The 21,673-nt window shown below is 64.2% G+C and carries 20 protein-coding genes and 1 pseudogene; 7 read left to right on the forward strand and 14 right to left on the reverse strand.

Features of this window, described 5'->3' with window-relative positions:
• Window positions 1–18: 18 nt before the first annotated feature.
• Together bhcC and bhcD are read left to right on the forward strand one after the other, a co-directional pair.
• Window positions 19–1,182: a 3-hydroxy-D-aspartate aldolase BhcC gene (gene bhcC, locus RAZWK3B_RS16915; RefSeq protein ID WP_007817288.1), complete on the forward strand. Its 1,164-nt coding sequence runs from the start codon at window positions 19–21 to the stop codon at window positions 1,180–1,182.
• A gap of 101 nt (window positions 1,183–1,283) precedes the next feature.
• Window positions 1,284–2,300, forward strand: a complete 1,017-nt coding sequence (gene bhcD, locus RAZWK3B_RS16920) for an iminosuccinate reductase BhcD (protein WP_007817291.1) — start codon at window positions 1,284–1,286, stop codon at window positions 2,298–2,300.
• Between the two features lie 18 nt (window positions 2,301–2,318).
• On the opposite strand, the gene tsaA is transcribed toward bhcD, so the two are convergent.
• Both tsaA and RAZWK3B_RS16930 read right to left on the reverse strand, forming a co-directional pair.
• Window positions 2,319–2,798 carry a tRNA (N6-threonylcarbamoyladenosine(37)-N6)-methyltransferase TrmO gene (gene tsaA, locus RAZWK3B_RS16925; protein WP_007817293.1) on the reverse strand — a complete coding sequence of 160 codons (480 nt, stop codon included), beginning with the start codon at window positions 2,796–2,798 and terminating at the stop codon, window positions 2,319–2,321.
• A gap of 94 nt (window positions 2,799–2,892) precedes the next feature.
• The gene (locus RAZWK3B_RS16930; protein WP_007817295.1) at window positions 2,893–4,314 is read right to left on the reverse strand and encodes an FAD/NAD(P)-binding protein; all 1,422 of its coding nucleotides are present in this window, start codon (window positions 4,312–4,314) and stop codon (window positions 2,893–2,895) included.
• A 172-nt stretch (window positions 4,315–4,486) separates the two neighbouring features.
• Here RAZWK3B_RS16930 and RAZWK3B_RS16935 point away from each other — a divergent pair, with 172 nt between their 5' ends.
• On the forward strand, window positions 4,487–5,500 hold the full coding sequence (locus RAZWK3B_RS16935; protein ID WP_007817296.1) for an NAD-dependent epimerase/dehydratase family protein: 1,014 nt from the start codon (window positions 4,487–4,489) through the stop codon (window positions 5,498–5,500).
• A 56-nt stretch (window positions 5,501–5,556) separates the two neighbouring features.
• Here RAZWK3B_RS16935 and RAZWK3B_RS16940 read toward each other — a convergent pair whose 3' ends face one another.
• From RAZWK3B_RS16940 to RAZWK3B_RS16960, 5 genes are all read right to left on the reverse strand, one after another.
• A complete protein-coding gene (locus tag RAZWK3B_RS16940) occupies window positions 5,557–6,096 on the reverse strand; it encodes an adenine phosphoribosyltransferase (RefSeq protein WP_007817298.1) in 540 nt (179 codons plus the stop codon).
• 89 nt (window positions 6,097–6,185) lie between these two features.
• Window positions 6,186–7,163 carry a methyltransferase domain-containing protein gene (locus RAZWK3B_RS16945; RefSeq protein ID WP_007817300.1) on the reverse strand — a complete coding sequence of 326 codons (978 nt, stop codon included), beginning with the start codon at window positions 7,161–7,163 and terminating at the stop codon, window positions 6,186–6,188.
• A 33-nt stretch (window positions 7,164–7,196) separates the two neighbouring features.
• Window positions 7,197–8,069, reverse strand: coding sequence for an S-methyl-5'-thioadenosine phosphorylase (locus RAZWK3B_RS16950; RefSeq protein ID WP_007817302.1), 873 nt, complete (start codon window positions 8,067–8,069; stop codon window positions 7,197–7,199).
• 92 nt (window positions 8,070–8,161) lie between these two features.
• A complete protein-coding gene (locus RAZWK3B_RS16955) occupies window positions 8,162–9,187 on the reverse strand; it encodes a M48 family metalloprotease (protein WP_007817305.1) in 1,026 nt (341 codons plus the stop codon).
• A gap of 97 nt (window positions 9,188–9,284) precedes the next feature.
• Window positions 9,285–10,913: an AMP-binding protein gene (locus RAZWK3B_RS16960; RefSeq protein WP_007817308.1), complete on the reverse strand. Its 1,629-nt coding sequence runs from the start codon at window positions 10,911–10,913 to the stop codon at window positions 9,285–9,287.
• 141 nt (window positions 10,914–11,054) lie between these two features.
• Here RAZWK3B_RS16960 and RAZWK3B_RS16965 point away from each other — a divergent pair, with 141 nt between their 5' ends.
• Window positions 11,055–11,699, forward strand: a complete 645-nt coding sequence (locus tag RAZWK3B_RS16965) for a sulfotransferase family 2 domain-containing protein (protein WP_037296144.1) — start codon at window positions 11,055–11,057, stop codon at window positions 11,697–11,699.
• A 67-nt stretch (window positions 11,700–11,766) separates the two neighbouring features.
• On the opposite strand, the pseudogene RAZWK3B_RS16970 reads toward RAZWK3B_RS16965, so the two are convergent.
• The 7 genes and pseudogenes from RAZWK3B_RS16970 to RAZWK3B_RS17000 all read right to left on the reverse strand — a co-directional run bounded on the left by RAZWK3B_RS16970 (window position 11,767) and on the right by RAZWK3B_RS17000 (window position 19,218).
• Window positions 11,767–13,969: pseudogene (locus RAZWK3B_RS16970) on the reverse strand (3-hydroxyacyl-CoA dehydrogenase NAD-binding domain-containing protein).
• A gap of 22 nt (window positions 13,970–13,991) precedes the next feature.
• Complete coding sequence (locus RAZWK3B_RS16975) at window positions 13,992–15,203, reverse strand: acetyl-CoA C-acetyltransferase (protein ID WP_037296167.1); 1,212 nt, start codon at window positions 15,201–15,203, stop codon at window positions 13,992–13,994.
• A 15-nt stretch (window positions 15,204–15,218) separates the two neighbouring features.
• Complete coding sequence (locus tag RAZWK3B_RS16980) at window positions 15,219–15,854, reverse strand: glutathione S-transferase family protein (protein WP_007817316.1); 636 nt, start codon at window positions 15,852–15,854, stop codon at window positions 15,219–15,221.
• A gap of 289 nt (window positions 15,855–16,143) precedes the next feature.
• The gene (locus tag RAZWK3B_RS16985) at window positions 16,144–16,356 is read right to left on the reverse strand and encodes a hypothetical protein (protein WP_007817319.1); all 213 of its coding nucleotides are present in this window, start codon (window positions 16,354–16,356) and stop codon (window positions 16,144–16,146) included.
• Between the two features lie 33 nt (window positions 16,357–16,389).
• Entirely contained in the window at window positions 16,390–18,186 is a 1,797-nt protein-coding gene (locus RAZWK3B_RS16990) for an acyl-CoA dehydrogenase C-terminal domain-containing protein (RefSeq protein WP_007817320.1), read from the reverse strand.
• 36 nt (window positions 18,187–18,222) lie between these two features.
• Window positions 18,223–18,624: a MerR family transcriptional regulator gene (locus tag RAZWK3B_RS16995; protein WP_037296169.1), complete on the reverse strand. Its 402-nt coding sequence runs from the start codon at window positions 18,622–18,624 to the stop codon at window positions 18,223–18,225.
• Between the two features lie 225 nt (window positions 18,625–18,849).
• On the reverse strand, window positions 18,850–19,218 hold the full coding sequence (locus tag RAZWK3B_RS17000; RefSeq protein ID WP_007817325.1) for a MerR family transcriptional regulator: 369 nt from the start codon (window positions 19,216–19,218) through the stop codon (window positions 18,850–18,852).
• 125 nt (window positions 19,219–19,343) lie between these two features.
• Between RAZWK3B_RS17000 and RAZWK3B_RS17005 the strand changes: the two genes are divergently transcribed.
• Genes RAZWK3B_RS17005 through RAZWK3B_RS17015 form a run of 3 tightly spaced genes read left to right on the forward strand, consistent with a single transcriptional unit; the run spans window position 19,344 to window position 21,620 of the window.
• On the forward strand, window positions 19,344–19,766 hold the full coding sequence (locus tag RAZWK3B_RS17005) for a PaaI family thioesterase (protein ID WP_007817327.1): 423 nt from the start codon (window positions 19,344–19,346) through the stop codon (window positions 19,764–19,766).
• Window positions 19,766–20,275, forward strand: a complete 510-nt coding sequence (locus RAZWK3B_RS17010; RefSeq protein WP_007817328.1) for a PaaI family thioesterase — start codon at window positions 19,766–19,768, stop codon at window positions 20,273–20,275. Before RAZWK3B_RS17005 ends, RAZWK3B_RS17010 begins: the two co-directional genes overlap by 1 nt.
• On the forward strand, window positions 20,268–21,620 hold the full coding sequence (locus RAZWK3B_RS17015; RefSeq protein ID WP_007817330.1) for an MATE family efflux transporter: 1,353 nt from the start codon (window positions 20,268–20,270) through the stop codon (window positions 21,618–21,620). Before RAZWK3B_RS17010 ends, RAZWK3B_RS17015 begins: the two co-directional genes overlap by 8 nt.
• Window positions 21,621–21,673: the final 53 nt, after the last annotated feature.

A 21,673-nucleotide genomic window follows, 5' to 3' on the forward strand; every position in this document is an offset into this window, starting at 1 on the left:
CACCAGGGAGAGACCAAGATGAACGACATGAGCAACATTCACGAGCTTGAAGTGGGCTTTGACATCCCTGCGCTGCCCGGCATGGACGAGGCCGATATCCAGACCCCCTGTCTGGTGCTGGACCTTGACGCGCTTGAACGCAACATCCGCAAGATGGGCGATTACGCCAAGGCACATGGGATGCGGCACCGGGTGCATGGCAAGATGCACAAATCGGTCGATGTGGCCAAGCTGCAGGTGGAACTGGGCGGCGCGTGCGGTGTCTGCTGCCAGAAGGTGAGCGAGGCCGAAGTCTTTGCACGTGGCGGCATCAAGGATGTGCTGGTGTCCAATCAGGTCCGCGAGCCCGCCAAGATCGACCGGCTGGCGCGGATGCCCAAACTGGGCGCGCGCACGATCTGCTGCGTGGATGATATCGATAACGTGGCCGATCTGTCTGCGGCGGCGCAAAAGCACGGCACGCAGATCGAATGCCTTGTCGAGATCGATTGCGGCGCGGGCCGTTGTGGCGTGACCCAGACCGCCGATGTGGTGCGCATAGCCAAGGCGATCGACGCCGCGCCGGGGCTGAAATTTGCCGGCCTGCAGGCTTATCAGGGCGCCATGCAGCACATGGACAGCTATGAGGACCGCAAGACCAAGGTGGACATCGCCATCGCCATGGTGCGCGACGCGGTCGATGCGCTGAAAGCCGACGGGATCGAGTGTGACATCGTCGGCGGCGGCGGCACTGGCAGCTATTATTTCGAGAGCAATTCAGGCGTGTATAACGAGCTTCAGTGCGGATCGTATGCCTTCATGGATGCCGATTATGGCCGTATCCTCGACAAGGACGGCAAGCGCATCGATCAGGGCGAATGGGAAAACGCGCTGTTCCTGCTGACCAGCGTCATGAGCCATGCCAAGGCCGACAAGGCGATCGTGGATGCCGGTCTCAAGGCGCAGTCGGTCGATAGCGGTCTGCCTTTCGTCTTTGGGCGCGATGACGTGGAATATGTCAAATGCTCGGACGAGCATGGTGTCGTGGCAGACCCGAAGGGCGTTCTCAAGGTCAATGACAAGCTCAAGCTGGTGCCGGGTCATTGCGACCCGACCTGCAACGTGCATGACTGGTATGTGGGCGTGCGCGGTGGCAAGGTCGAAAGCGTCTGGCCCGTTTCCGCACGCGGCAAGGCCTACTGACGCGTTTTGGTCGGCCCCCGACAATCACGTTGCGGGACCGGCCTTGATCTGACGCAGGATATCCAGAATGACGCGGGGCCTTGCCCCGGAAAGGAGAGGTCATGAATGACCTGAGCGCACAGGCGCCCAAGGCCGCGCAAGCCGGCAACACTGTCACCATCGTCCCCGAAGCCGAGATCGCGGGCCTCATGACCCCCGAGGCCGCCTTTGACGCGGTCGAGGCGACATTCGCGGCCATGGCGCGCGGCGATGCCTATAACTTTCCGGTGATCCGCGAGGCGATCGGCCATGCCGACGCGCTGTATGGGTTCAAGTCGGGATTTGACCGCGAGAGCCTTGCGCTCGGGCTGAAATCCGGTGGCTATTGGCCCGGAAACGAGGCGCGTGGCCTGACCAACCACCAGTCGACCGTGATCCTTTTTGACGCTGATACGGGCCGTCCAAGTGCGCTTGTCGGGGGTAACCTGCTGACGGCGCTGCGCACGGCGGCGGCCAGTGCGGTGTCGATCCGGTATCTGGCGCGGCAGGATGCCAAGGTTCTGGGCATGATCGGCGCAGGCCATCAATCGGCGTTCCAGATGCGCGCGGCTGTCCAGCAACGGTCCTTCGAAAAGGTGGTGGGTTGGAATTACCACCCCGAGATGCTGTCGCGGCTGGCGGATACCGCCGCAGAACTTGGCCTGTCCTTCGAGGCGGTGAGCCTTGAGGAATTGGGCGCGCAGGCGGATGTGATCGTCACGATCACCTCGTCTTTTGCCCCGTCGCTGCTCGATGCGCATGTGCGCCCCGGCACGCATCTGGCCTGCATGGGGACCGACACCAATGGCAAGCAGGAGGTCGAAGCGGGTTTGCTGGCCCGCGCGCGCGTCTTCACCGACGAGGTGGCGCAATCGGTGACCTTGGGCGAGGCGCAACATGCCGTGGCCGAAGGACTGATATCGGCGGATGACATCACCCAATTGGGCGCGGTCATCAACGGCATCCATCCGGGCCGGAGCTCGGATCAGGAGATCACGCTGTTCGACGGCACCGGCGTCGGGCTGCAGGATCTGGCAGTGGCGGCGGCGGTGGTTCGGCTGGCGCGGGAACAGGGTGTTGCGTCCGAGGTGGTGCTCTGAGGCGGGTCTGTCCCTGTCTTAGGTCACGCCGGGTTTGTCGGGCGCCTTGGGCGTGAACTCGCAGCGGTCGGGCTTCACGTCGATCAGGGGCGTTCCGTCAAGGCAGTCAAGCCCGCGCACGATCAGGCTGCTGCCCTCCACCCGTTCCAGCGTCACAAGCGATGTGCCGATCGGGTTGGGCCGTTGCGGCGAGCGCAGCGCGAAGGTGCCGAAATAACGCTCACCATCCGATTTCGGGTTCTGCAGGATCAGGTCGCGGCGCGAGCGATCCAACCAATAGAGGATCTCGAGCCGCCCATAGGCCTCGATCCCGGTAAGCGCGCGATCCCATGGCGCGAAGATTTCGATCCGGCATTCCGGACCATCGCTGCGCCCTTGCCGGGGGCATTGGTCGCGCGTGGTCCAGGGCGTGTGGATGCGCCCAATGAAATAAAGCGATGCGTCTGATGCATCGGGGATCTCTGCGGTCTGCTCTCCGGGGCGCAGGCGGGTCTGCATGAGGCTGCGTGTCCATGTCTGATATCGGATGGTTCTACCCTATGCGCAATCGCGCCCATGTCCAGATGCGGGCGGGGTCACTCTGCCTCTCGTGTCAGTCCAACCTGTTGGCGCGGGCCACCTCATCGCGCAGCCCACCCAGATCGAAGAGCGGAAAGGGCGCCACGGTATCGCCCACCTCTGTCACGGTCGGTGCGAGATAGCGCATTCCCTCCGGCCCCGCACGCAGCCCCGGCCCGGTGGTCACGCCGGCCTCGTCAGGGCCAAGGCCAAGCCAACCGCGCGCCACAAGGCTTTTACTCAGCGGATCAAGGGCGAGCCGCGGGCCGGGACCGGCACAGTTGATCACCACGGGCGCATCAAGGCTTTCGGTATCTCCATCGGCGTTGGTCACGCGGACCTGCGCCCCGAGGGGCGAGGGGCGCACATCCTTGGCGCGCGCGATGATATCGGTGATCTGACCTGCCTTTGTCAGGCGCGTGTAATCGGCGATGCTGTCATGCGTGCCGCGGCGAAACCGGCGTTCCAGAGAATGTGTGACGCGCCGCCGCTCCGCCATGTCGGGCAGCAGCGCGGAGAGCCGCTCCTGTGTGAGCCAGGCTTTGAAGCCGGGGCGCAGCTCGGACATGGTCGCGCCCTCGTCGCGGCGCAGCCGGGCGATTTCGGCATCGACGGCTTCCATCAGAGTGGCGCAGGTGTCGAAAGGTCCGGTGATCCGCGGCGTCACGGCGGGTCTGCGCGGGCGGTGCCAGATCAGCGGCTCGGGGCGCAGACCGGTGGCGGATATGACGATCATGCGGATCGTGGACTCGTCCATCACCGATTGCAGAAACCGCAGCACATCGAGCATCGCGGCATTGGCCCCCACACAGATCACTGGCTGGTCGGGGCGCAGCCGGTCGGCGATGGCGGCCTCGTTGCCATAGAGCATTGGAAAGGCGGCTGGCCCCGCATCGGCGCAAAACGCATCCATTGCAGGCGTGCCGGGGGCGAGATCCACATGGCTCGCATTCAGCGGCGCGCCCTTGGCGCGGCGCACCGTGCAGCCGGACCCGTCGTGATCGAGCCCGGTGACCTCATCGTCGATGAACGTCACCTGCACGCCCGCCGCGCGGTGCCGCTCCAACCCGTCCCGCACAAGCCTGCTCAGGTAATCGCCAAAGATCGCCCTGGGGGCAAAAAGCGCAGCGTAGTCGCCCGCCGCGATATGGTCTGATCCGAACCCCAGCCAGTCGGGCTTGCGGCCTGCCATGCGCTCGGCCAGGTCGGACCATCGCGCTTCGAGATCTTCCGCGAAGGCAGGGAGCACCGCGGCGGATGGGGAATTCAGCAGATAGGCATAGCGCCACGGCGCGTCCTCGGGATGGTCGCCATAGGCAAGCCCCCGGCCCAGATTGGCGGTGTCGCGGCCGATCACGGTCAGCCGGTCACCGGGTCCAAGCGGGGCCATTTCGGCGAATGCGGCGGCGCTGGCGCCGTCACCGATCACCACATGATGTCGGGAGGTAAAGGTCATTGTCCTGGTCTTGATTGTGCTCTTGGTCTTGCCGTTATCTGCGCCACGCAGTCTGGTCGAGATCGCGGACAAAGGCCATAGGCCGCGTGCCGGCGGCGCATGCGGCTTGTGCGGTGGCGCGCCAGCCGTTATCGCTCAGTGGATCGGGCAATGACAGCTGGGGGCAAGCGGCATGACACGGGTTTTCATCACCGGCACGGCGGGTTTCATCGGCTTTCACCTCGCCGCCCTGCTGCTCGATGAAGGGGTCGAGGTGCATGGCTTCGACGGGATGACGGATTATTACGACATCACACTCAAGCAGCGCCGCCATGCGATCCTGTCCGGCAAACCCGGCTTCACCGCCACGCAAGCGATGCTGGAAGACACCGCCGCGCTGGATCGTGCGGTGGATGCCTGTGCGCCGGACGTGATCGTGCATCTCGCCGCTCAGGCCGGGGTGCGCTACAGCCTTGAAAACCCGCGCGCCTATCTGGATGCCAATGTGATCGGCAGTTTCAACGTGATGGAGGCCGCGCGCCGGCATGAGGTGCGCCACCTTCTGATGGCCTCGACCAGCTCGGTCTATGGCGCCGAAACGCAAATGCCCTATGCCGAGACGATGAAGGCCGACACCCAGATGACCATCTATGCCGCGACCAAGAAGGCGAGCGAAGCGATGGCGCATGCCTATGCGCATCTGTGGGGTGTGCCGACCACGATGTTCCGCTTCTTCACGGTCTATGGTCCCTGGGGACGGCCCGACATGGCCTATTTCAAGTTCACCGACGCGATCCTCAATGGCCGGCCGATCGACATCTACAATCACGGCGACATGTATCGCGACTTCACCTATGTCGACGATCTGGTGCGCGCGATCCGGCTGCTGATCGACGCGGCGCCCGAGCGCCCCGCAACACCTGCCGATATCGCCGAAGGCGACAGCCTGTCGCCGGTGGCGCCTTGGCGGGTGGTCAATATCGGCAACTCGACCAGCGTTCGGTTGCTGGATTTCGTCGAGGCGATCGAGGATGCGCTTGGCGTCAAGGCGCAGCGCAACCTGATGGAGATGCAGAAAGGCGATGTGCCGGCGACTTGGGCGGACGCGTCCTTGCTGCAGCGCTTGACCGGCTACAAGCCGCAAACCGACATGCGCGACGGGATCGCGCGCTTCGTGGCGTGGTACCGCGACTATTACGGCGTGTGACAGGCCCGGCGATCCGCGCCTTTGCCCGGTTTGGCCTCAGCCCGCGGCACGATGGCTCAAGCGCCCTCGAACGCGCAAAGCGCGTGCACATCCATGCCCATCGTCTCCAGCCGTTCGCGCCCTCCAAGCTCGGGGAGGTCGATCACGAAGGCGCAGCCCATGATTTCACCACCCAGCCGTTCAACCAGCTTGATGCCCGCCTCGGCGGTGCCGCCCGTGGCCAGAAGATCGTCGACCAGCAGCACCTTTTCTCCGGGCTGGATCGCATCGTCGTGGATTTCGACGATCGCCTCGCCATATTCCAGCTGATACTCCTCCGAGATCACAGCGCCGGGCAGCTTGCCCTTCTTGCGGATCGGCACGAAGCCAAGCGACAGCTGATGCGCGATCGCGCCGCCCAAAATGAAACCGCGCGCCTCCAGACCCACCACCTTGTCGATCCGCAGACCGGCATAAGGATGCAGCATCTGGTCGATCGCCATGCGAAACCCGCGCGGATCGGCAAAAAGCGTGGTCACATCGCGGAACATGATCCCCTCATGGGGGAAATCGACGATGGTGCGGATGTAATCCTTGACGGTGCGGGTCACGGGCATTGGTTGGCCTCTGGAGCAGAAAGTCTCATCGAGGTGTTTGGCCCAAGCGGCCCGGCCATGCAAGCACGCTGTCCCGCCATGGGTCCGGCTCAGTGGGTCTTACGGGCCTTGCGTCGGTGCTTGAGGCGGATGCGCCAATTGTTCAGCCGCCCGGTGATCGCGCGCCGCAGCCCTGCCACCGGCCCCAGCCCGAACCCTGCGGTGCCAAGCCCGCGCGACATTGCGGTCAGCAGTGCCTTGCGCTGCGCATAGAACGTCTCGTCGGGGATATCCTGCAGCGTCTCGGGCTTGCGCAGATGCACGAAGAATTCCAGCCCTCGGGTCTGGCTGACCTCGATCACGTCCAGCTCGATCAGCCCCAGATACCGCAGATCGCGCAGCATCAACTCAAGGCTTTCGGGGAAGAAAACGTTGCAATGCGTGTCGCGATAGTCTCCGGGCGCCTCCCTTGAGGCGACATAATCCGCATAGGCCTGCGCAAGGTTCCGATCCGGCTCGAACCCTGCGGGATCGTCATAGGCCAGATTGCATCCCGGCGTCGCTTTGCCGTCGCGGATATAGGCCGATTGGTTCGCGGCGCTGTCCATCACGGTTTCTGGGCTGGGTTGGCGGCGGTCCTCGTGATAGGCGGCCAGCCAGTCCGACAGCCTTGTGGGCATCCGGAAATGATCGAAACTGGCGCGGCAATCGGGGACTGCCATGCTCAGAACGCCGCCCGGTGCCAGCGCCTCACCGGCGCCGCGCAGAAACAGGATTGGGTTGGGCAAATGCTCGAAATTATGGGACGAGACGATATAATCAATGCTCCCCTGCAACCCCGCCTTTGCAATCACCTCGCCAAGGCGTGAGGCGTCGCCCACCAGATCCACCTCTTCGATCTCGGCGGCACGCGCGCTGTCGATCAGCGGATCGTCGCGGACCCGGTCGCGCAGCGTTTCGGTGTCGAACACGTCCATGATCAGAAGATCATGCCCCTCGCGCTTGGTCAGGATGGGATTGAAATAGGGGGCAACCTCGATCCCCTTGCCCGAGGTCTTGGCATATTTCAGGATGAGATCGCGCTTCATCGGGGTCCCCTCATGCGCTGGTGACCGCGTTGCTCACAGCACGCGGCCCGCAACCGCATCGAGCCGTGCAACGAGCTCGGGGTCGCGTGCGCCGGGCGCGGTCAGGATCGCATTCTCGAGCGCCCGGTCGCAGCCATGCGGGCAGGGGGCGCGCTCAGCCCCCAACAGGGCGGGCAGGCGGCGCACCATGTCGCGGCCCTTGTCGGCATTGCCCATCAGGGTGGCGATGATCTGCGCGACATCCACCTCGCCATGATCGGGGTGCCAACTGTCGTAATCGGTTATCATAGCAACCGAGGCGTAGCATAGCTCTGCCTCACGGGCGAGCTTGGCTTCGGGCATGTTGGTCATGCCGATCACATCCGCGCCCCAAACCTCGCGATACATCCGCGATTCCGCCAGAGTGCTGAATTGCGGGCCTTCCATCGCCAGATAGGTGCCACCCTCATGGACGGTGATGCCCGCGTCGCGCGCCGCCGATACACAGGCCGCGCCAAGCCGGGGACAGGTGGGATACGCCACGCTGACATGGCCCACGCAGCCGGTGCCGAAAAAGCTTTTCTCGCGCGCGAAGGTGCGGTCGATGAACTGATCCACCACGACGAAATCGCCCGGCGCCATCTCTTCGCGAAACGATCCGCTGGCACTGACCGCGATCACGTCGGTCACGCCAAGTCGCTTGAGCGCATCGATATTGGCGCGGTAGGGCACCGTGGAGGGCGAATGCACATGGCCCCGTCCATGGCGCGGCAGAAAGGCCATCGCCACGCCGTCAAGCCGGCCGGTCAGGATCGCATCTGACGGCGCGCCCCAAGGGCTGTCCACGGTGATCCATTCCGCGCCTTCCAGCCCGTCGATCTCATAGAGGCCCGATCCCCCGATTACCCCGATCATCGTCTTTGTCATGTGCGATCCTTATGCCTTGGCACCATATTCCGGCCAAGGTTTAGGCCAAGCGACCCGCGATGCAAATGGCTAATACGGCCACAAGGCGTGCCTCAGCCGCCGCAGATGCCCTGCAGTCTCAGCCAGTCCGCATCGCTGAGCAGCGGCTCGGGCGCGTCGCCGGCAAAGGGATCGGCCTCAATCAGAGGCAGCGTCGACTCGCCCGAGATGTCCAGCGCATAGGCATAAGGCGTCGAACGCACGCGCCAGGCCCCGAACGCTTCGATCAGACTGTCGGTCTCGGCTTGCGGGCGCGGGCGCTTCAGCAGGTGCTGCGCATAGGCCTCGAGCGAGGCGGGATCGATCTGGCCGGTGGTCAGCAGCCGGAACGTGGCCCGGAACCCTGCATGGCTCAGCAGATCGTCCAGCGGATCGGTCAGTTGCGCGCGCAGCCGTTCCGCCACGATATAGCCCGCAACCACGTCAGGCTCTTCGTGATCTTCGACAAGGGTGCGATTGATGAGGATCGTGCCGCCTGGTAAATGGATCGTCGTCCTGACGCCGCTGCGCACCACGTCGAGCCGCCCCGGACCGCGCGGCGCAGGCAGCCGCCGCGCCAGACGGTTCAGCGCCGTGCGCCCTTCGGTGCTGCGGCAGGCCGGGCCGGTGATCCGTTGAAGGTGTCCCATCAGATCGGCGCCGATCTCGGCGCGCTTGACATCGGGCACCACCGTCAGCGCGTGATGCCGTGCCGCCCCCGGCAGCCAGAACACCGCCAGCGCAACCACCGCCAGAAACGAGGCGCCCAACATCACCAGACGCAACCGGCCCGGATGCGGGCGACGGCGCTCGACCGCGGCGCGGAGCTTTTCGATCGCCTCGATCATCGCGTCTTCGTCTTCGGCCAGCTCCAGCGTCTCGCCGGGGTCTCCGTCGGGGTGATAAATCGCGGGCATCCGTCCCGGATTGGCCCGCTGGATCGCCGCCAGAGACCAATGCGCCAAAGGTTTTTCGCGGATGTTGCAGATGACCAGGCTCGACTCTCCGATCGACACGATGACATCACTGCGCTGATCCTCTGGCGAGGCGCGCCACAGGCCCGATGCTTCAAGCCTCTGGTATTCGCTCAGTGCGGTCATGCTGGTGTCGTGGGCCTGCTCTGCCTCTTGCCTCGCCACGATAGCATGTGCCCGCGCGCCCCGTCCATCGCCAAGCGCGCAGACCGGCGCGGCCCGCTCACAGCTCTCGGGCCAGCTTGCGCAGCTCGAATTTCTGGATTTTCCCGGTCGATGTCTTGGGCAACTCGCGGAACTCCACGCGCTTGGGCGTCTTGAACCCCGCCAGCCTGTGGCGGGCGAAGGCGATCAACTCGGCCTCCGTGGTGTCGGCGCCGTCCTTGATCTCGACAAAGGCGCAGGGCACCTCGCCCCATTTCTCGTCGGGCTTGGCGACCACCGCGCAGAGCAGAACCGCCGGATGCATCATCAACACGCCCTCCACCTCGACCGAGCTGATATTCTCGCCGCCTGAGATGATGATATCCTTTGCCCGGTCGGCGATCTGCAGATAGCCGTCTGGATGCTGCACCGCGATATCGCCCGAATGGAAATAACCGCCCCGGAACGCCTCTTCAGTGGCTTTCGGATTCTTCAGATAACCTTTCATCACCGCATTGCCGCGGATCATGATCTCGCCCTGCGTGGTCCCGTCCATTGGGGTTTGGATCATGGTTTCGGGATCCATCGCCGTGATGTCCTCCATCATCGGCATCAAGACCCCGGTGCGTGCCTTGATCGCGTAGCGGTCGTCATCGGCCAACCCGTCCCACCGGGTCTGCCAGAGGCACTCGGTCACGTGACCATAGGTTTCAGTCAGCCCATAGACCTGGGTCACCTGAAAGCCCAATGGCTCGATTGCGCGCAGGGTTGCGGCGGGCGGTGGGGCGCCCGCGGTGAACACCTCGACCACGTGATCGAAGTCGCGGCGGTCCTCGGGCTTGGCGTTGACGATGGTATTGAGCACGATGGGCGCCGCGCCGAAATGGGTCACGCCTTCGTCGGCGATCGCGTCATAGATCGCGCTTGCGGTGATGTCGCGACAGCAGATGACCGTGCCGCCGACCATTGGCATCATCCAAGTGTGGTTCCAGTTGTTGCAATGAAACAGCGGCACGATGGTCAGGTAGCGGGCATGGCGCGGCATCGGCCAGCTGATCGCGGTTCCCATGGTCATGAGATACGCGCCGCGATGGTGACAGACCACGCCCTTGGGCCGTCCCGTGGTGCCCGATGTATAGTTCAGCGCAAGGCTTTCCCATTCATCCTCGGGCATGATCCACTCAAACGCCGGGTCGCCGCTCGCCAGAAGCTCTTCGTATTCCATGTAGTGCCCATGCGCATGGGCTCCGGCCTGATCGTCGGCTACCTCGATCACGGTGGGGGCCGGGCCATCCATCATGTCGATGGCTTCGGCCGCGACCGGCAGGAATTGCGGATCGACCAGCAGCACCTTTGCCCCGCCATGATCGAGGATATAGGCGATGGTGTCCGCCTCGAGCCGCGTATTGATCGTGTTCAGCACCGCGCCACAGGCCGGCACGCCGAAATGCGCCTCGGCATGGGCGGGCAGGTTGGGCAGCAGCGTGGCCACCACATCGCCGGGCGTCACCCCCAGCTTGACCAGCGCCGAGGCCAGCCGCGTGCAGCGGTCGTGATACTCGGCATAGGTCTTGCGAAACCCGCGATAGACGACCGCCTCGTGATCGGGAAACAGCCGGGCCGCGCGTTGCAGATGCGACAGCGGCGTCAGTGCCACGAAATTGGCCAAGCATTTATCCAGCCCGGTCTCATCCGCCATCCAGCCCATATCGATCCTCCCTGATTCCCCGTCCACCGCGTTCAGCGGAGGATATTGCTTTTGCCGCCGCAATCAATTTCAAATGTCAGACAATTGCATGCCCGTCGCCAAGGCTATTGTGCGCAGACCGCGCCGGGCCTAGCCTTGGGCATGATCATCTCGGGCGGGCGCAATTACATCTTCGTGCATATCCCCAAAACGGGCGGCACCTCGATGGCGCTGGCGCTCGAGGGGCGGGCCATGGCCGATGACATCCTGATCGGCGATACCCCCAAGGCGCGCAAGCGCCGCCGCCGGCTTGACGGGGCGCAGGCGGCGGGGCGGCTTTGGAAACATTCGACACTGTCGGATATCGTGGGTCTGGTCCCCCCCGAGCAGATTGCGGGCGCCTTCACCTTCACCATGGTGCGCAACCCCTGGGACCGGATGGTGAGCTATTACACATGGCTACGCCGGCAAAGCTTCGATCATCCCGCGGTGACGCTTGCGAAAAAGCTCGATTTCAGCGCTTTCCTGAACCACCCGCACACTGCCGCCTCGCTGCGTGCCGCGCCCTATGGAAGCTACATGCGTGGCCCCGATGGCAGGGAACACTGTCGCGCCTTTATCCGCCTCGAACATCTGGACGAGGATACGGACCCTCTCTGGGCGCATCTGGGCTTCCGGCTGGACCTGACGCATGAGAACCGCTCGGACCGCACCGCCGATTACCGGGAGGCATATAGCGACGCAGACGCCGAAACGGTGGCGCGTCTTTGCTCGGAGGACATCGCGCGGTTCGGCTACGCGTTCTGACCCCGGCCAGTGCCCCTGCGCGCCTTTCATCAATGCGCGCAGGGGGATCGGGTAGGGGGGCTAGGTGTCAGGCCGCCTTTGCCCCGCTGTCGAACCGCTTGTAGAAGCTCTGGTTTTTTATCGGCCATCTCGCGCAGCAGCGCAGGGCAGGCGAAACGCGGGCCATGGGCCGCCTCCAGCGCGTCGCAACGCTCTGCGGCATAAGGCGTGCCGATGATGTCGAGCCAACTGAATGGCCCGCCCGACCACGGCGCAAAGCCCCAGCCAAGGATCGCGCCCACATCGCCTTCGCGGATATCCTCGAGCACGCCCTCTTCCAGCGCCCGGACCGCTTCAAGCACCTGTGCGAACATCAAGCGGTGCTGCACGGTGGTGAGATCGGGCTGGTCTTCGGCCAGCGGATATTGCGCCGTCAGTCCCGGCCAATAGCCCTGCCGCTTGCCCTTGTCGTCATAATCGAAGAACCCGGCATTGGCCTTGCGCCCCAGACGCCCCTCGCCCTCCATCCAGAAGATCACCTCATCGACCGCCGCATCGGGATAGGCATCGCCCATCGCGGCCTTTGTCGCGCGGGCGATCTTGGCGCCAAGGTCGATCGAGGTCTCGTCTACCAGTTGCAGCGGCCCCACCGGGAAGCCAAGCTGCCGCGCCGCATTGTCGATGAGCGCAGGCGCCACGCCTTCGGCCACCATGCGGATGCCCTCGTTTATATAGGGAATGATGCAGCGGTTGGCGTAGAAGAACCGCGCATCATTGACCACGATGGGCGTCTTGCGGATCTGTCGGACATAATCCAGCGCCTTGGCCACGGCCCGCTCGCCGGTTTTCGCGCCCTTGATGATCTCGACCAGATACATCTTCTCGACCGGCGAGAAGAAATGAATTCCGATGAACTGCTCGGGGCGATCGCTGGCGCGGGCCAGCTCCGAGATCGGCAAGGTCGAGGTGTTGGTGGCAAAGATGCAGTCGTCGCCCACCACCTCCAGCACCTTTCGGGTGACCTCGGCCTTGATGCCGGGATCTTCGAACACCGCTTCGATCACCAGATCGCACCCCTTAAGTGCGCTGTAATCCGTGGTCGCAGTGATCCGCTCGAGCAGGGCGGTCTTCTTGTCCTCGGTGGCCTTGCCGCGCTTGATACCCTTGTCCATGTAGTCGGCAGCATAGGCCTTGCCGCGATCCGCGGCCGCCTGCTCCTGATCGATCAGGACCACCTCGATGCCCGCCTGTGCGGATACCAATGCGATGCCCGCACCCATCATGCCAGCCCCCATGACGCCCAGCTTCGTCACCTTCTGGTCCGCCACATCGGGTCGATTGGCGCCTTTCTCCAGCGCCTCCTTGTTGATGAAGAGCGAGCGGATCATCGCGCCCGAGGATGGATCCATCAGCACATGGGTGAACCAGCGCGCCTCGATCTTCAGCGCCGTGTCGAAGGGCACCAGCGCACCCTCATAGACCGCGCTCAGCAGTGCCTTGGCTGCGGGAAAGGCGCCTTGGGTCTTGCCGTTCACCATGGCGCTCGCGCCCACGAAGGTCATGAACCCTGCAGGGTGATAGGGCTCGCCGCCGGGCATCTTGTAGCCCTTCTCGTCCCAAGGCTTGACGATGTCCTTGTCGGTCGCCTCCAGCACCCAGGCCTTGGCGCGCTCCAGCAATTCCTCCGCGGGCACGACCTCGTCGATCACACCGGCCGACTTGGCCTTTTTCGGCTCGTTCAGCTTGCCCTCCAGCAAAAGTGGGGCTGCGGCCATAGCACCCATCTTGCGCACCAGCCGCGTCGTACCGCCGGCCCCGGGGAAGATGCCGACCATGATTTCGGGCAGGCCGATCTTGGCCTTGGGATTGTCGGCGGCAAAGATCCGGTGGCAGGCCAGCGGAATCTCCAGCCCTATGCCAAGCGCCGTGCCGGGCAGGGCGGCGGCAATGGGCTTGCCGCCCTTGTTGCGCTCGTCCATGCCGGCGCGCTCGATCTTGCGCAGGATGGCGTGCATCCCCATCAGCCCCTCGAACAGACCCTTGGCCGGATCATCGCCCGCCATGTCCTTCATCTTCGCGATGACGTTCAGATCCATGCCGCCGGCAAAGGATCCCTCCTTGCCCGAGGTCAGGACGATCCCCTTGACCGCCTCATCCGCCAGCGCATCGTCGATCAGCTGCTCCAGCAGTGGCCAGGCCTCCATCGACATCACGTTCATCGATTTTCCGGGCACGTCCCAGGTAATCACGGCAACGCCATCGGTGCCTTTTTCCATCGTGAAATCAGTCATCTGTCAGTCTCCTGTCGGTCGCTCAGACGCGTTCGATGATCGTTGCCGCACCCATGCCGGATGCGATGCACAACGTGGCAAGCCCCACTTCTCGGTCGCTGCGCTCCAGCTCGTCCAGCAGCGTGCCGATGATGATCGCCCCGGTCGCGCCAAGCGGATGGCCCATCGCGATCGAGCCGCCATTCACGTTGACCACATCCGAGTCCACATCGAAGGCCTGCATGAAGCGCAGCACGACCGAGGCAAACGCCTCGTTCACCTCGAAAAGGTCGATATCCCCGATCGTCATGCCGCTGTCGCGCAGCGCCTTTTCGGTGGCCGGCACCGGACCGGTCAGCATGATCGTCGGATCGGTGCCGATCTTGGTGGTCTGGCGGATGCGGGCGCGCGGCTTGAGGCCCCATTTTTCGCCAAACGCCTTCGAGCCCACCAGAACGCCGGCCGCACCATCAACGATGCCCGAGGAATTGCCGGCATGGTGGATATGCTCGATCCTCTCCAGATGCGGGTATTTCAGCTTGGCCACGGCGTCGAAGCCGGGCATGCCCTCGCCCATCTCCTTGAAGCTGGGCTTGAGCGCGCCAAGCGCCTGCATGTCCGTGCCGGGCCGCATGTATTCGTCCCGATCAAGGATCGTGAGCCCGTTCTGGTCCTTCACCTCGAGGATCGAGCGCGCGAACCGCCCGTCGGCCCAGGCGGCCGCGGCGCGGTTCTGGCTTTCCACCGCCAGGGCATCCGCCTGATCCCGGGTGAAGCCATATTCCGTGGCGATGATATCGGCGCTGATACCCTGTGGGACGAAATAGCTGTCCATCGCCACGCTGGGATCGACCGCGATGGCCGCGCCATCGCTGCCCATGGCCACCCGGCCCATCATCTCGACGCCGCCCGCGATATAGGCCTCGCCCGCGCCGCCCCTGACCTGGTTGGCGGCAAGGTTCACCGCCTCCATGCCCGAGGCGCAGAACCGGTTGATCGCCAGCCCCGGGATCGCCTCGTCCAGATCCGAGGCCAGAACGGCGGTGCGCGCAAGGCAGCCACCCTGCTCCTTGACCTGGGTGACATTGCCCCAGATCACATCCTCGACCGCATGGCCCTCGAGCCCGTTACGGTCCTTCAGCGCGTTCAGAACCAGTGCCGACAGGCGGACACTGGTCACCTCGTGCAGCGCGCCATCCTTGCGGCCCTTGCCCCGCGGCGTGCGCACGGTGTCATAGATATAGGCGTCGGTCATCATGGTCTCCTTGGATCAGGCCCGATCGGCTGGTGAGCCGGGCATCAGGTCATAGGGGTGTTTCCATCCGGGCAGGCTCTGGATATTCGAAAGCCACCGGTCGATATTCGGCCAGTCCGCGCGCTCAAAGCCGAACGGCTCGGGATAGAACAGATATCCGCAGCAAGACAGATCGGCATGGCTCAGGCCCTGTCCCACAATCCAGTCCCGCCCTTCCAGATGTCCATCGAGCACCCCGTAGGCGGCTTTGAGCCGGCCCTGCAGAAACGGGATAACGCCCTCAGGGCGCTTGGCTTCGGGCAGAAAATTCATCAAGAAGCGCGTCATCCCCGCCTGACTGCTGAGCTTGTGATTGTCCCAGAACATCCAGCGCATCACCTCGCGCGCCTCCTCAGGGGTGGCACCTCCGAACCGGCCCGTCTTTTCCGTGACATACATCTGCATGACCCCCGATTGCGTCAAGGTCACGCCATCCTCCAAAAGCACCGGCACCTCGCCCATCGGATTGAGCTTGCGGAACGCCTCGCCCCGGGTCTCGCCGCCGAAAAAATCCACGTATACCGGTTCCCAGTCTAGTCCCGCCAACTCCAGCGCCAGCGCCGCCTTGTAGGCGTTGCCGCTCTCTCCGAAACAGTAAAGCCGAATGGTCATGCCGTCTTTCCTTTGGCTGTCCGCGCGGTGGGGGTTTTGCACCCCCACACCCCCGCAGAGTATTTTCCGAACGATGAAAGGGGTATGTCGGCATCACGCATGATGCCAGAACCGAAAGCGCGCCGCGGGCCCGAGCGACGGTCGACGCGACGGGCCGAAGCCCCTGCGCTTTCATCGTTCCCGAAATACTCCCGCCGGAGGCATGCGTCATCCGCGACTGGCACATATGTCCGAGAAATGAGAACGCCCTCGCGATGCGCGCCCTGGTCTGGCATTGAGCCGTCTCCCTTCAGCGTTTGCGTGCGTCAAGCTCGGAATTGAACAGGCGCAGACGATGGGTGAAACTGTCCTCGTCGATCACGCTGTCGAAATTCTCGAACAGAAACGACAGCGCCTCGCCTTCGTCCAGCCCGGCCTCGGACGCGAAGCGGCGCAGGCGGCGATAGCCGTCCTCGGTCATCGCCGCATTGAAGCGGCGTGTCAGCCGGAAGCGTTTCGGCATGGCTCTCCTCCTGTCGCACAACGCGGCCCGGGCTCAGCCCGCGGCGCTTGCGAATTGTTCCGGCGCCAGCGTCATCACCGTGTCGCCGCCGGCTTCGATGCGGGCCAGATGCGTGGCGGTCATCGGCAGGTGCCGCGTCATGTAGTGCCGTCCCGTAGCGATCTTGGCCTCGTGGAAGGCGGTATCGGTCGTCCCGCTGTCAAGGGCCTGTCGGGCGGCGCGTGCCATCCGCGCCCACATTAGCCCAAGGCAGACATGGCCGAAGAGATGCATGAAATCATAGCTGCCCGACAGGGCATTGTTGGGATTTTTCATGCCGTTTTGCATAAAATACACGCCCGCCGCCTGCAGGTCCTTGCTGGCGGCCTTCAGCGGCTCGAGGAATTGCGCGTCGAAGGCGGGGTCGTGGCCTGAATTCTCTTTGATGTAGCCCTTGATCATTTCGAAGAAGGCCATGATCGCCTTGCCGCCGTTCTGCGCCAGCTTGCGGCCGACCAGGTCCAGCGCCTGGATGCCGTTGGTGCCCTCATAGATCATGGTGATTCTTGCATCGCGCACGAATTGCTCCAGCCCCCATTCGCGGGTGAAGCCCGATCCGCCAAGCGTCTGCTGTGCCAGTACGGTCGTTTCGAACCCCTTGTCGGTCAGGAAGCCCTTGATCACCGGGGTCATCAGCGACACCATCTGCTCGGCTTGCGCATCGCCTGCGCGGTGGCCTGCATCCAGCAGTGACGCCCCCCAGAAGGTGAAGGCCCGCGCGCCTTCGACAAAGGCTTTCTGATCCATCAGATTGCGCCGCACATCCGGGTGCACGATAATCGGATCGGCGGGCTTGTCGGGCGCCTGCGTGCCGGTCACGTCGCGCCCCTGCAGACGGTCCAGCGCAAAGCCGAGCGCGTTCTGATAAGCGACCTCGCCCTGCGCATAGCCTTGCAGCCCCACGCCAAGCCGCGCCTCGTTCATCATGGTGAACATCGCGCGCATGCCCTTGTGCGGCTCGCCCACCAGAAACCCTGTGGCGCCGTCGTAATTCATCACGCAGGTGGCATTGCCGTGAATGCCCATCTTCTGTTCCAGACCGCCGCAGGACAGCGCATTGCGCGCGCCAAGGCTGCCATCCTCGTTCACCAGGAATTTCGGCACGATGAACAGGGAAATGCCTTTGGTCCCCTCGGGCGCATCCGGCAGCTTGGCCAGCACCAGATGGATGATGTTCTCGCACATGTCGTGCTCGCCCGCCGAGATCCAGATCTTCTGCCCGCTGATCCTGTAGGTGCCATCCTCCGCCGGTTCGGCCTTCGTGCGGATCAGCCCCAGATCGGTGCCGCAATGCGGCTCGGTCAGGTTCATCGTGCCTCCCCATTCGCAGGTGACCATCTTGGGCAGGTATGTGCGCTTCTGCGCCTCGCTGCCATGGGCATGGATCGTGTTATAGGCGCCATGGGTCAGGCCGGGATACATGTTGAACGCCATGTTGGCCGAAGAAAACATCTCGCCCACCGATGTCGAGATCAGATAGGGCAGCCCCTGTCCGCCATACTCCGGATCGCAATCGAGCGCGGTCCAGCCACCCTCGCGCAGCGTGTCGAAGGCATCCTTGAACCCGTCAGGCGTGCGCACCACGCCATTCTCCAGCGTGCATCCCTGCCGGTCGCCCACCACATTCAGCGGCGCCAGCACGTCCGAGGCGATCTTGCCGGCTTCGTCCAGCACGGCGGCGGTGAAATCGCGGTCCAACTCGTCATAGCCGGGCACCTGCATGGCCGAGACCTCGAGCACATCGTGCAGGATGAACTGCATGTCCTTGGTGGGCGGGGTGTAGGTGGGCATGGTTCTCTCCCTTAGCGCTTTGGTATCGGGGCCGCGTTACTCGGCGGCGTTTTTCGATTGGCGGATCGAGGCGATCATCTTTTCGCCCCACCGCATCTGGTCCTGCAGGTCGTCGATCGCGGCGGTCAGCTCATCGCGCTGGCGCTCCAGCTCCACCAGCCGCTCCTGCGCGATCTCGTAGGACCGGGTCAGCTGCGTCAGCTGCTGGTCGCCCTTGTCATAAAGATCCAGAAGCTGCCGGATTTCCTCCAGCCGGAAGCCGAAGCGCTTGCCGCGCAGGATCAGCTTGAGCCGGGCGCGGTCACGCTTGGTGAACAGCCGCTTCTGCCCCTCGCGGCGGGGAAACAACAGCTCCTTTGCCTCGTAAAACCGCAAGGTGCGCGGTGTGACGTCGAACGCGTCACACATCTGCCGGATTGTCATTGTCTGTTCGGTCATCATCCTGAATGTCCAAATTGTGTGTCTTCCGACGAATTGGACCGTCACGGCTATCGTTACAACAGCTCATGAAGGTGACGTAAGAACTACGTCACGTCACTTTGAAGTTGACGTAAGATCAGGCAAGGTAACGCTGCGCCCAGTGAAATTTCCTTGCGGTGCATCCGCCGCCTTGCGCCCATGACATGTCGGAAACCTCGGCATATCGGACCGGATCAGACCGGATCAGGTCAGGCTCGCCTTGGTCTCGTCGCGCAGCGCGCGCAATTCGTTCATCGTGTCGTCCAGCTGGGCCTTCTGCTCAGCCAGTTCGGTCAGTTGCCGATCGGCCAGTTCGACCCAGGCGCGCATCTGCGCCTCGGTGCCCTCATGCTCGTAGATCAGCAGCCATTGCCGAATTTCCTCGAGCGCGAAGCCGAATTTGCGCCCGCGCAGGATGAGCGTCATCCGGGCCACTTCGCGGGGGCCATAGAAGCGTGACCGCCCGTTTCGTTCGGGAAAGATCAGCTCGATATATTCGTAATAGCGTAGCGTGCGCGGCGTTACATCGAACATCGCGCACATTTCCTTGAACGACAGGCGTTTGTCAGACATCGGCAGCCACTCCTTATCGACGAAATTAGAACCAAGCGCCCACAAGGGCAACCACCCCACTTGCGGCGCCCGCGCGTTCAGGCCCATAAAGGGCGCGATCGGCACAGGATGGGCGCAGGAACAGCATGAGCGTGGACAAGACGAAAATCGCCGAGCAGTTCATCACCGCGATCCCGCATTCCCGGGCCCTCGGGATGGAGTTGACCTCGATCGGCGAAGGCACCGCCGAGATCGTCATGGCTTATGACGAGCGCTTCATCGGCGATCCGGAAACCGGGGTGATCCATGGCGGCGCGGTGTCGGCGCTGATGGACACCTGCTGTGGCGCTGCCGCCATGAGCCATCCCCGCAATCCCGGCTCCACGGCTACGATCGATCTGCGCATCGACTACATGCGCCCGGCCACTCCGGGCCAGCGGATCCGCGCGCAGGCCGAATGCTTCCACATCACCCGCTCTGTGGCCTTCGTGCGCGCCCGTGCCATGGATGACGACGCTGACCGTCCCGTTGCCACCGCCACCGGAACCTTCACGGTCGAGCCCTCCTGATGGCGCGCCCCCGTCCCGAACCTGTTCAGGTGGTCAAGCAGCGCCGCGACGCGGCCCTCGGGGCTTTGGTGCGTGGCGTGCCCTATATCGGCTTTCTCGGCATTACCTTCGATCGGCGCGGCGACGAGTTGACCGCAATCATGCCCTTCGAGGACAAGCTGATCGGCAACCCGTTGCTGCCGGCCCTGCATGGCGGGGCCACCGCCGCCTTTCTCGAGGTGACGGCGATCATCGGCCTGAGCTGGTCGATGCTCTGGGATGAGATCGAAAGCGGCCGGCTCGATCCCGACGATCTGGCCCGGGGTCGGCTGCCGCGCCTGCCCAAGACGATCGGTTTCACCGTCGACTATCTGCGCTCTGGCCTGCCGCGCGATGCCTATGCGCGCGCGCAGGTGACGCGCTCGGGACGGCGATACGCCTCGGTACATGTCGAGGCATGGCAGGACAATCGCGCGCGGCCCTTCGCGCAGGCTTCCGGCCATTTCCTCATGCCGCCGCGTGATGGCTGACATCGTCCCGGCGGCGGGTCCGGGGTCTGCGGCGATCACCCATGCCCGTGTTCTGAAAATCGCCGTTCCCATCGTTCTGGCCAATATCACCGTGCCGATCCTGGGCGCGGTGGATACCGCTGTGGTGGGCCAGATGGGCCTTGCCGCGCCGATTGGTGCGGTGGGAATCGGCGCGGTGATCCTCTCGGCGGTCTACTGGGTGTTCGGTTTTCTGCGCATGGGCACCACGGGTCTGACCAGTCAGGCCCATGGCGCCGGGCGCCGGGGCGAGGTTGCGGCGCTGCTCACCCGAGCGCTGATGGTGGCAGGGATCGCGGGGGTGGCGGTGATCGCGCTGCAGCTGCCGCTGTTCCACGCGGCCTTTCTGCTCGCGCCCGCCAGCCCCGAGGTCGAGGCGCTCGCCCATGACTACCTTTCAATCCGCATCTGGAGCGCCCCCGCCATCATCGCGCTCTATGGCGTGACCGGCTGGCTAATCGCGCTTGAGCGCACGCGCGCGGTGCTGATTATCCAGGTGGCGATGAACGGCATCAATATCGGCCTCGATCTGTGGTTCGTCCTAGGCCTGGGCTGGGGCGTCAAGGGCGTGGCACTGGCCACATTCCTTGCCGAATGGGGCGGGCTGGCCCTGGCGCTCTGGCTCTGCCGCGATGCCTTCGCGGTGCCGGCCTGGCGCGACTGGCCCAGGGTGTTCGACGGCCCGGCCCTGCGCCGCATGGCTCAGGTCAATACGGACATTCTGCTGCGCTCGCTCATGCTCCAGGGCATCTTCGTGTCGTTCCTCTTTCTCGGCGCGGGCCTCGGCGATGTGACGCTCGCCGCCAACCAGGTGCTGATGCAGTTCCTGCACATCACCGCCTATGCGCTGGACGGCTTCGCCTTCGCCGCCGAGGCCCTGGTGGGTCAGGCCATGGGCCGCCATGATCCCGCCCGCCTGCGCCGTGCGGCACTTATCTCCAGCCAATGGGGCGTGGTCGCGGTGATTGGCCTGGCGCTCAGCTTCGCTCTGCTCGGCCCCGCGATCATCGATCTGATGGCGCGCAACGCGGCGGTGCAGGACACCGCCCGACTCTATCTGCCCTGGATGGTGGCCGCACCCCTGTTCGGGTTGGCCTCCTATATGCTCGACGGCATCTTCATCGGCGCCACCCGTACCCGCGACATGCGCAACATGATGGCACTCAGCCTTGCCGTTTATGTGCTGGCGGCCTCTCTGCTGCTGCCCGCCCATGGCAATCACGGCCTCTGGGCCGCGCTGCTCATCAGCTTTCTGGCGCGCGCCCTGTCCCTCGGCCTGCGCTACCCGGCGCTCGAACGGGCCGCCCATCCGCCCGGCTCTTCCTGATTTCTTCTGGCCGCAAATATCCCGGGGAGCGCGAGGGGCTGGCCCCTCGCTGG

The sequence above is a fragment of the Roseobacter sp. AzwK-3b genome (genome assembly GCF_000170875.1).
Taxonomy (GTDB): Bacteria; Pseudomonadota; Alphaproteobacteria; order Rhodobacterales; family Rhodobacteraceae; genus Roseovarius; species Roseovarius litoreus.

Bases quoted from the DNA above. Each gene is read 5' to 3' on its own strand.
- bhcC (WP_007817288.1), top strand. From the start codon at position 19: ATGAACGACATGAGCAACATTCACGAGCTTGAAGTGGGCTTTGACATC.
- bhcD (WP_007817291.1), top strand. From the start codon at position 1,284: ATGAATGACCTGAGCGCACAGGCGCCCAAGGCCGCGCAAGCCGGCAAC.
- tsaA (WP_007817293.1), bottom strand. From the start codon at position 2,798: ATGCAGACCCGCCTGCGCCCCGGAGAGCAGACCGCAGAGATCCCCGAT.
- RAZWK3B_RS16930 (WP_007817295.1), bottom strand. From the start codon at position 4,314: ATGACCTTTACCTCCCGACATCATGTGGTGATCGGTGACGGCGCCAGC.
- RAZWK3B_RS16935 (WP_007817296.1), top strand. From the start codon at position 4,487: ATGACACGGGTTTTCATCACCGGCACGGCGGGTTTCATCGGCTTTCAC.
- RAZWK3B_RS16940 (WP_007817298.1), bottom strand. From the start codon at position 6,096: ATGCCCGTGACCCGCACCGTCAAGGATTACATCCGCACCATCGTCGAT.
- RAZWK3B_RS16945 (WP_007817300.1), bottom strand. From the start codon at position 7,163: ATGAAGCGCGATCTCATCCTGAAATATGCCAAGACCTCGGGCAAGGGG.
- RAZWK3B_RS16950 (WP_007817302.1), bottom strand. From the start codon at position 8,069: ATGACAAAGACGATGATCGGGGTAATCGGGGGATCGGGCCTCTATGAG.
- RAZWK3B_RS16955 (WP_007817305.1), bottom strand. From the start codon at position 9,187: ATGACCGCACTGAGCGAATACCAGAGGCTTGAAGCATCGGGCCTGTGG.
- RAZWK3B_RS16960 (WP_007817308.1), bottom strand. From the start codon at position 10,913: ATGGGCTGGATGGCGGATGAGACCGGGCTGGATAAATGCTTGGCCAAT.
- RAZWK3B_RS16965 (WP_037296144.1), top strand. From the start codon at position 11,055: ATGATCATCTCGGGCGGGCGCAATTACATCTTCGTGCATATCCCCAAA.
- RAZWK3B_RS16975 (WP_037296167.1), bottom strand. From the start codon at position 15,203: ATGACCGACGCCTATATCTATGACACCGTGCGCACGCCGCGGGGCAAG.
- RAZWK3B_RS16980 (WP_007817316.1), bottom strand. From the start codon at position 15,854: ATGACCATTCGGCTTTACTGTTTCGGAGAGAGCGGCAACGCCTACAAG.
- RAZWK3B_RS16985 (WP_007817319.1), bottom strand. From the start codon at position 16,356: ATGCCGAAACGCTTCCGGCTGACACGCCGCTTCAATGCGGCGATGACC.
- RAZWK3B_RS16990 (WP_007817320.1), bottom strand. From the start codon at position 18,186: ATGCCCACCTACACCCCGCCCACCAAGGACATGCAGTTCATCCTGCAC.
- RAZWK3B_RS16995 (WP_037296169.1), bottom strand. From the start codon at position 18,624: ATGACCGAACAGACAATGACAATCCGGCAGATGTGTGACGCGTTCGAC.
- RAZWK3B_RS17000 (WP_007817325.1), bottom strand. From the start codon at position 19,218: ATGTCTGACAAACGCCTGTCGTTCAAGGAAATGTGCGCGATGTTCGAT.
- RAZWK3B_RS17005 (WP_007817327.1), top strand. From the start codon at position 19,344: ATGAGCGTGGACAAGACGAAAATCGCCGAGCAGTTCATCACCGCGATC.
- RAZWK3B_RS17010 (WP_007817328.1), top strand. From the start codon at position 19,766: ATGGCGCGCCCCCGTCCCGAACCTGTTCAGGTGGTCAAGCAGCGCCGC.
- RAZWK3B_RS17015 (WP_007817330.1), top strand. From the start codon at position 20,268: ATGGCTGACATCGTCCCGGCGGCGGGTCCGGGGTCTGCGGCGATCACC.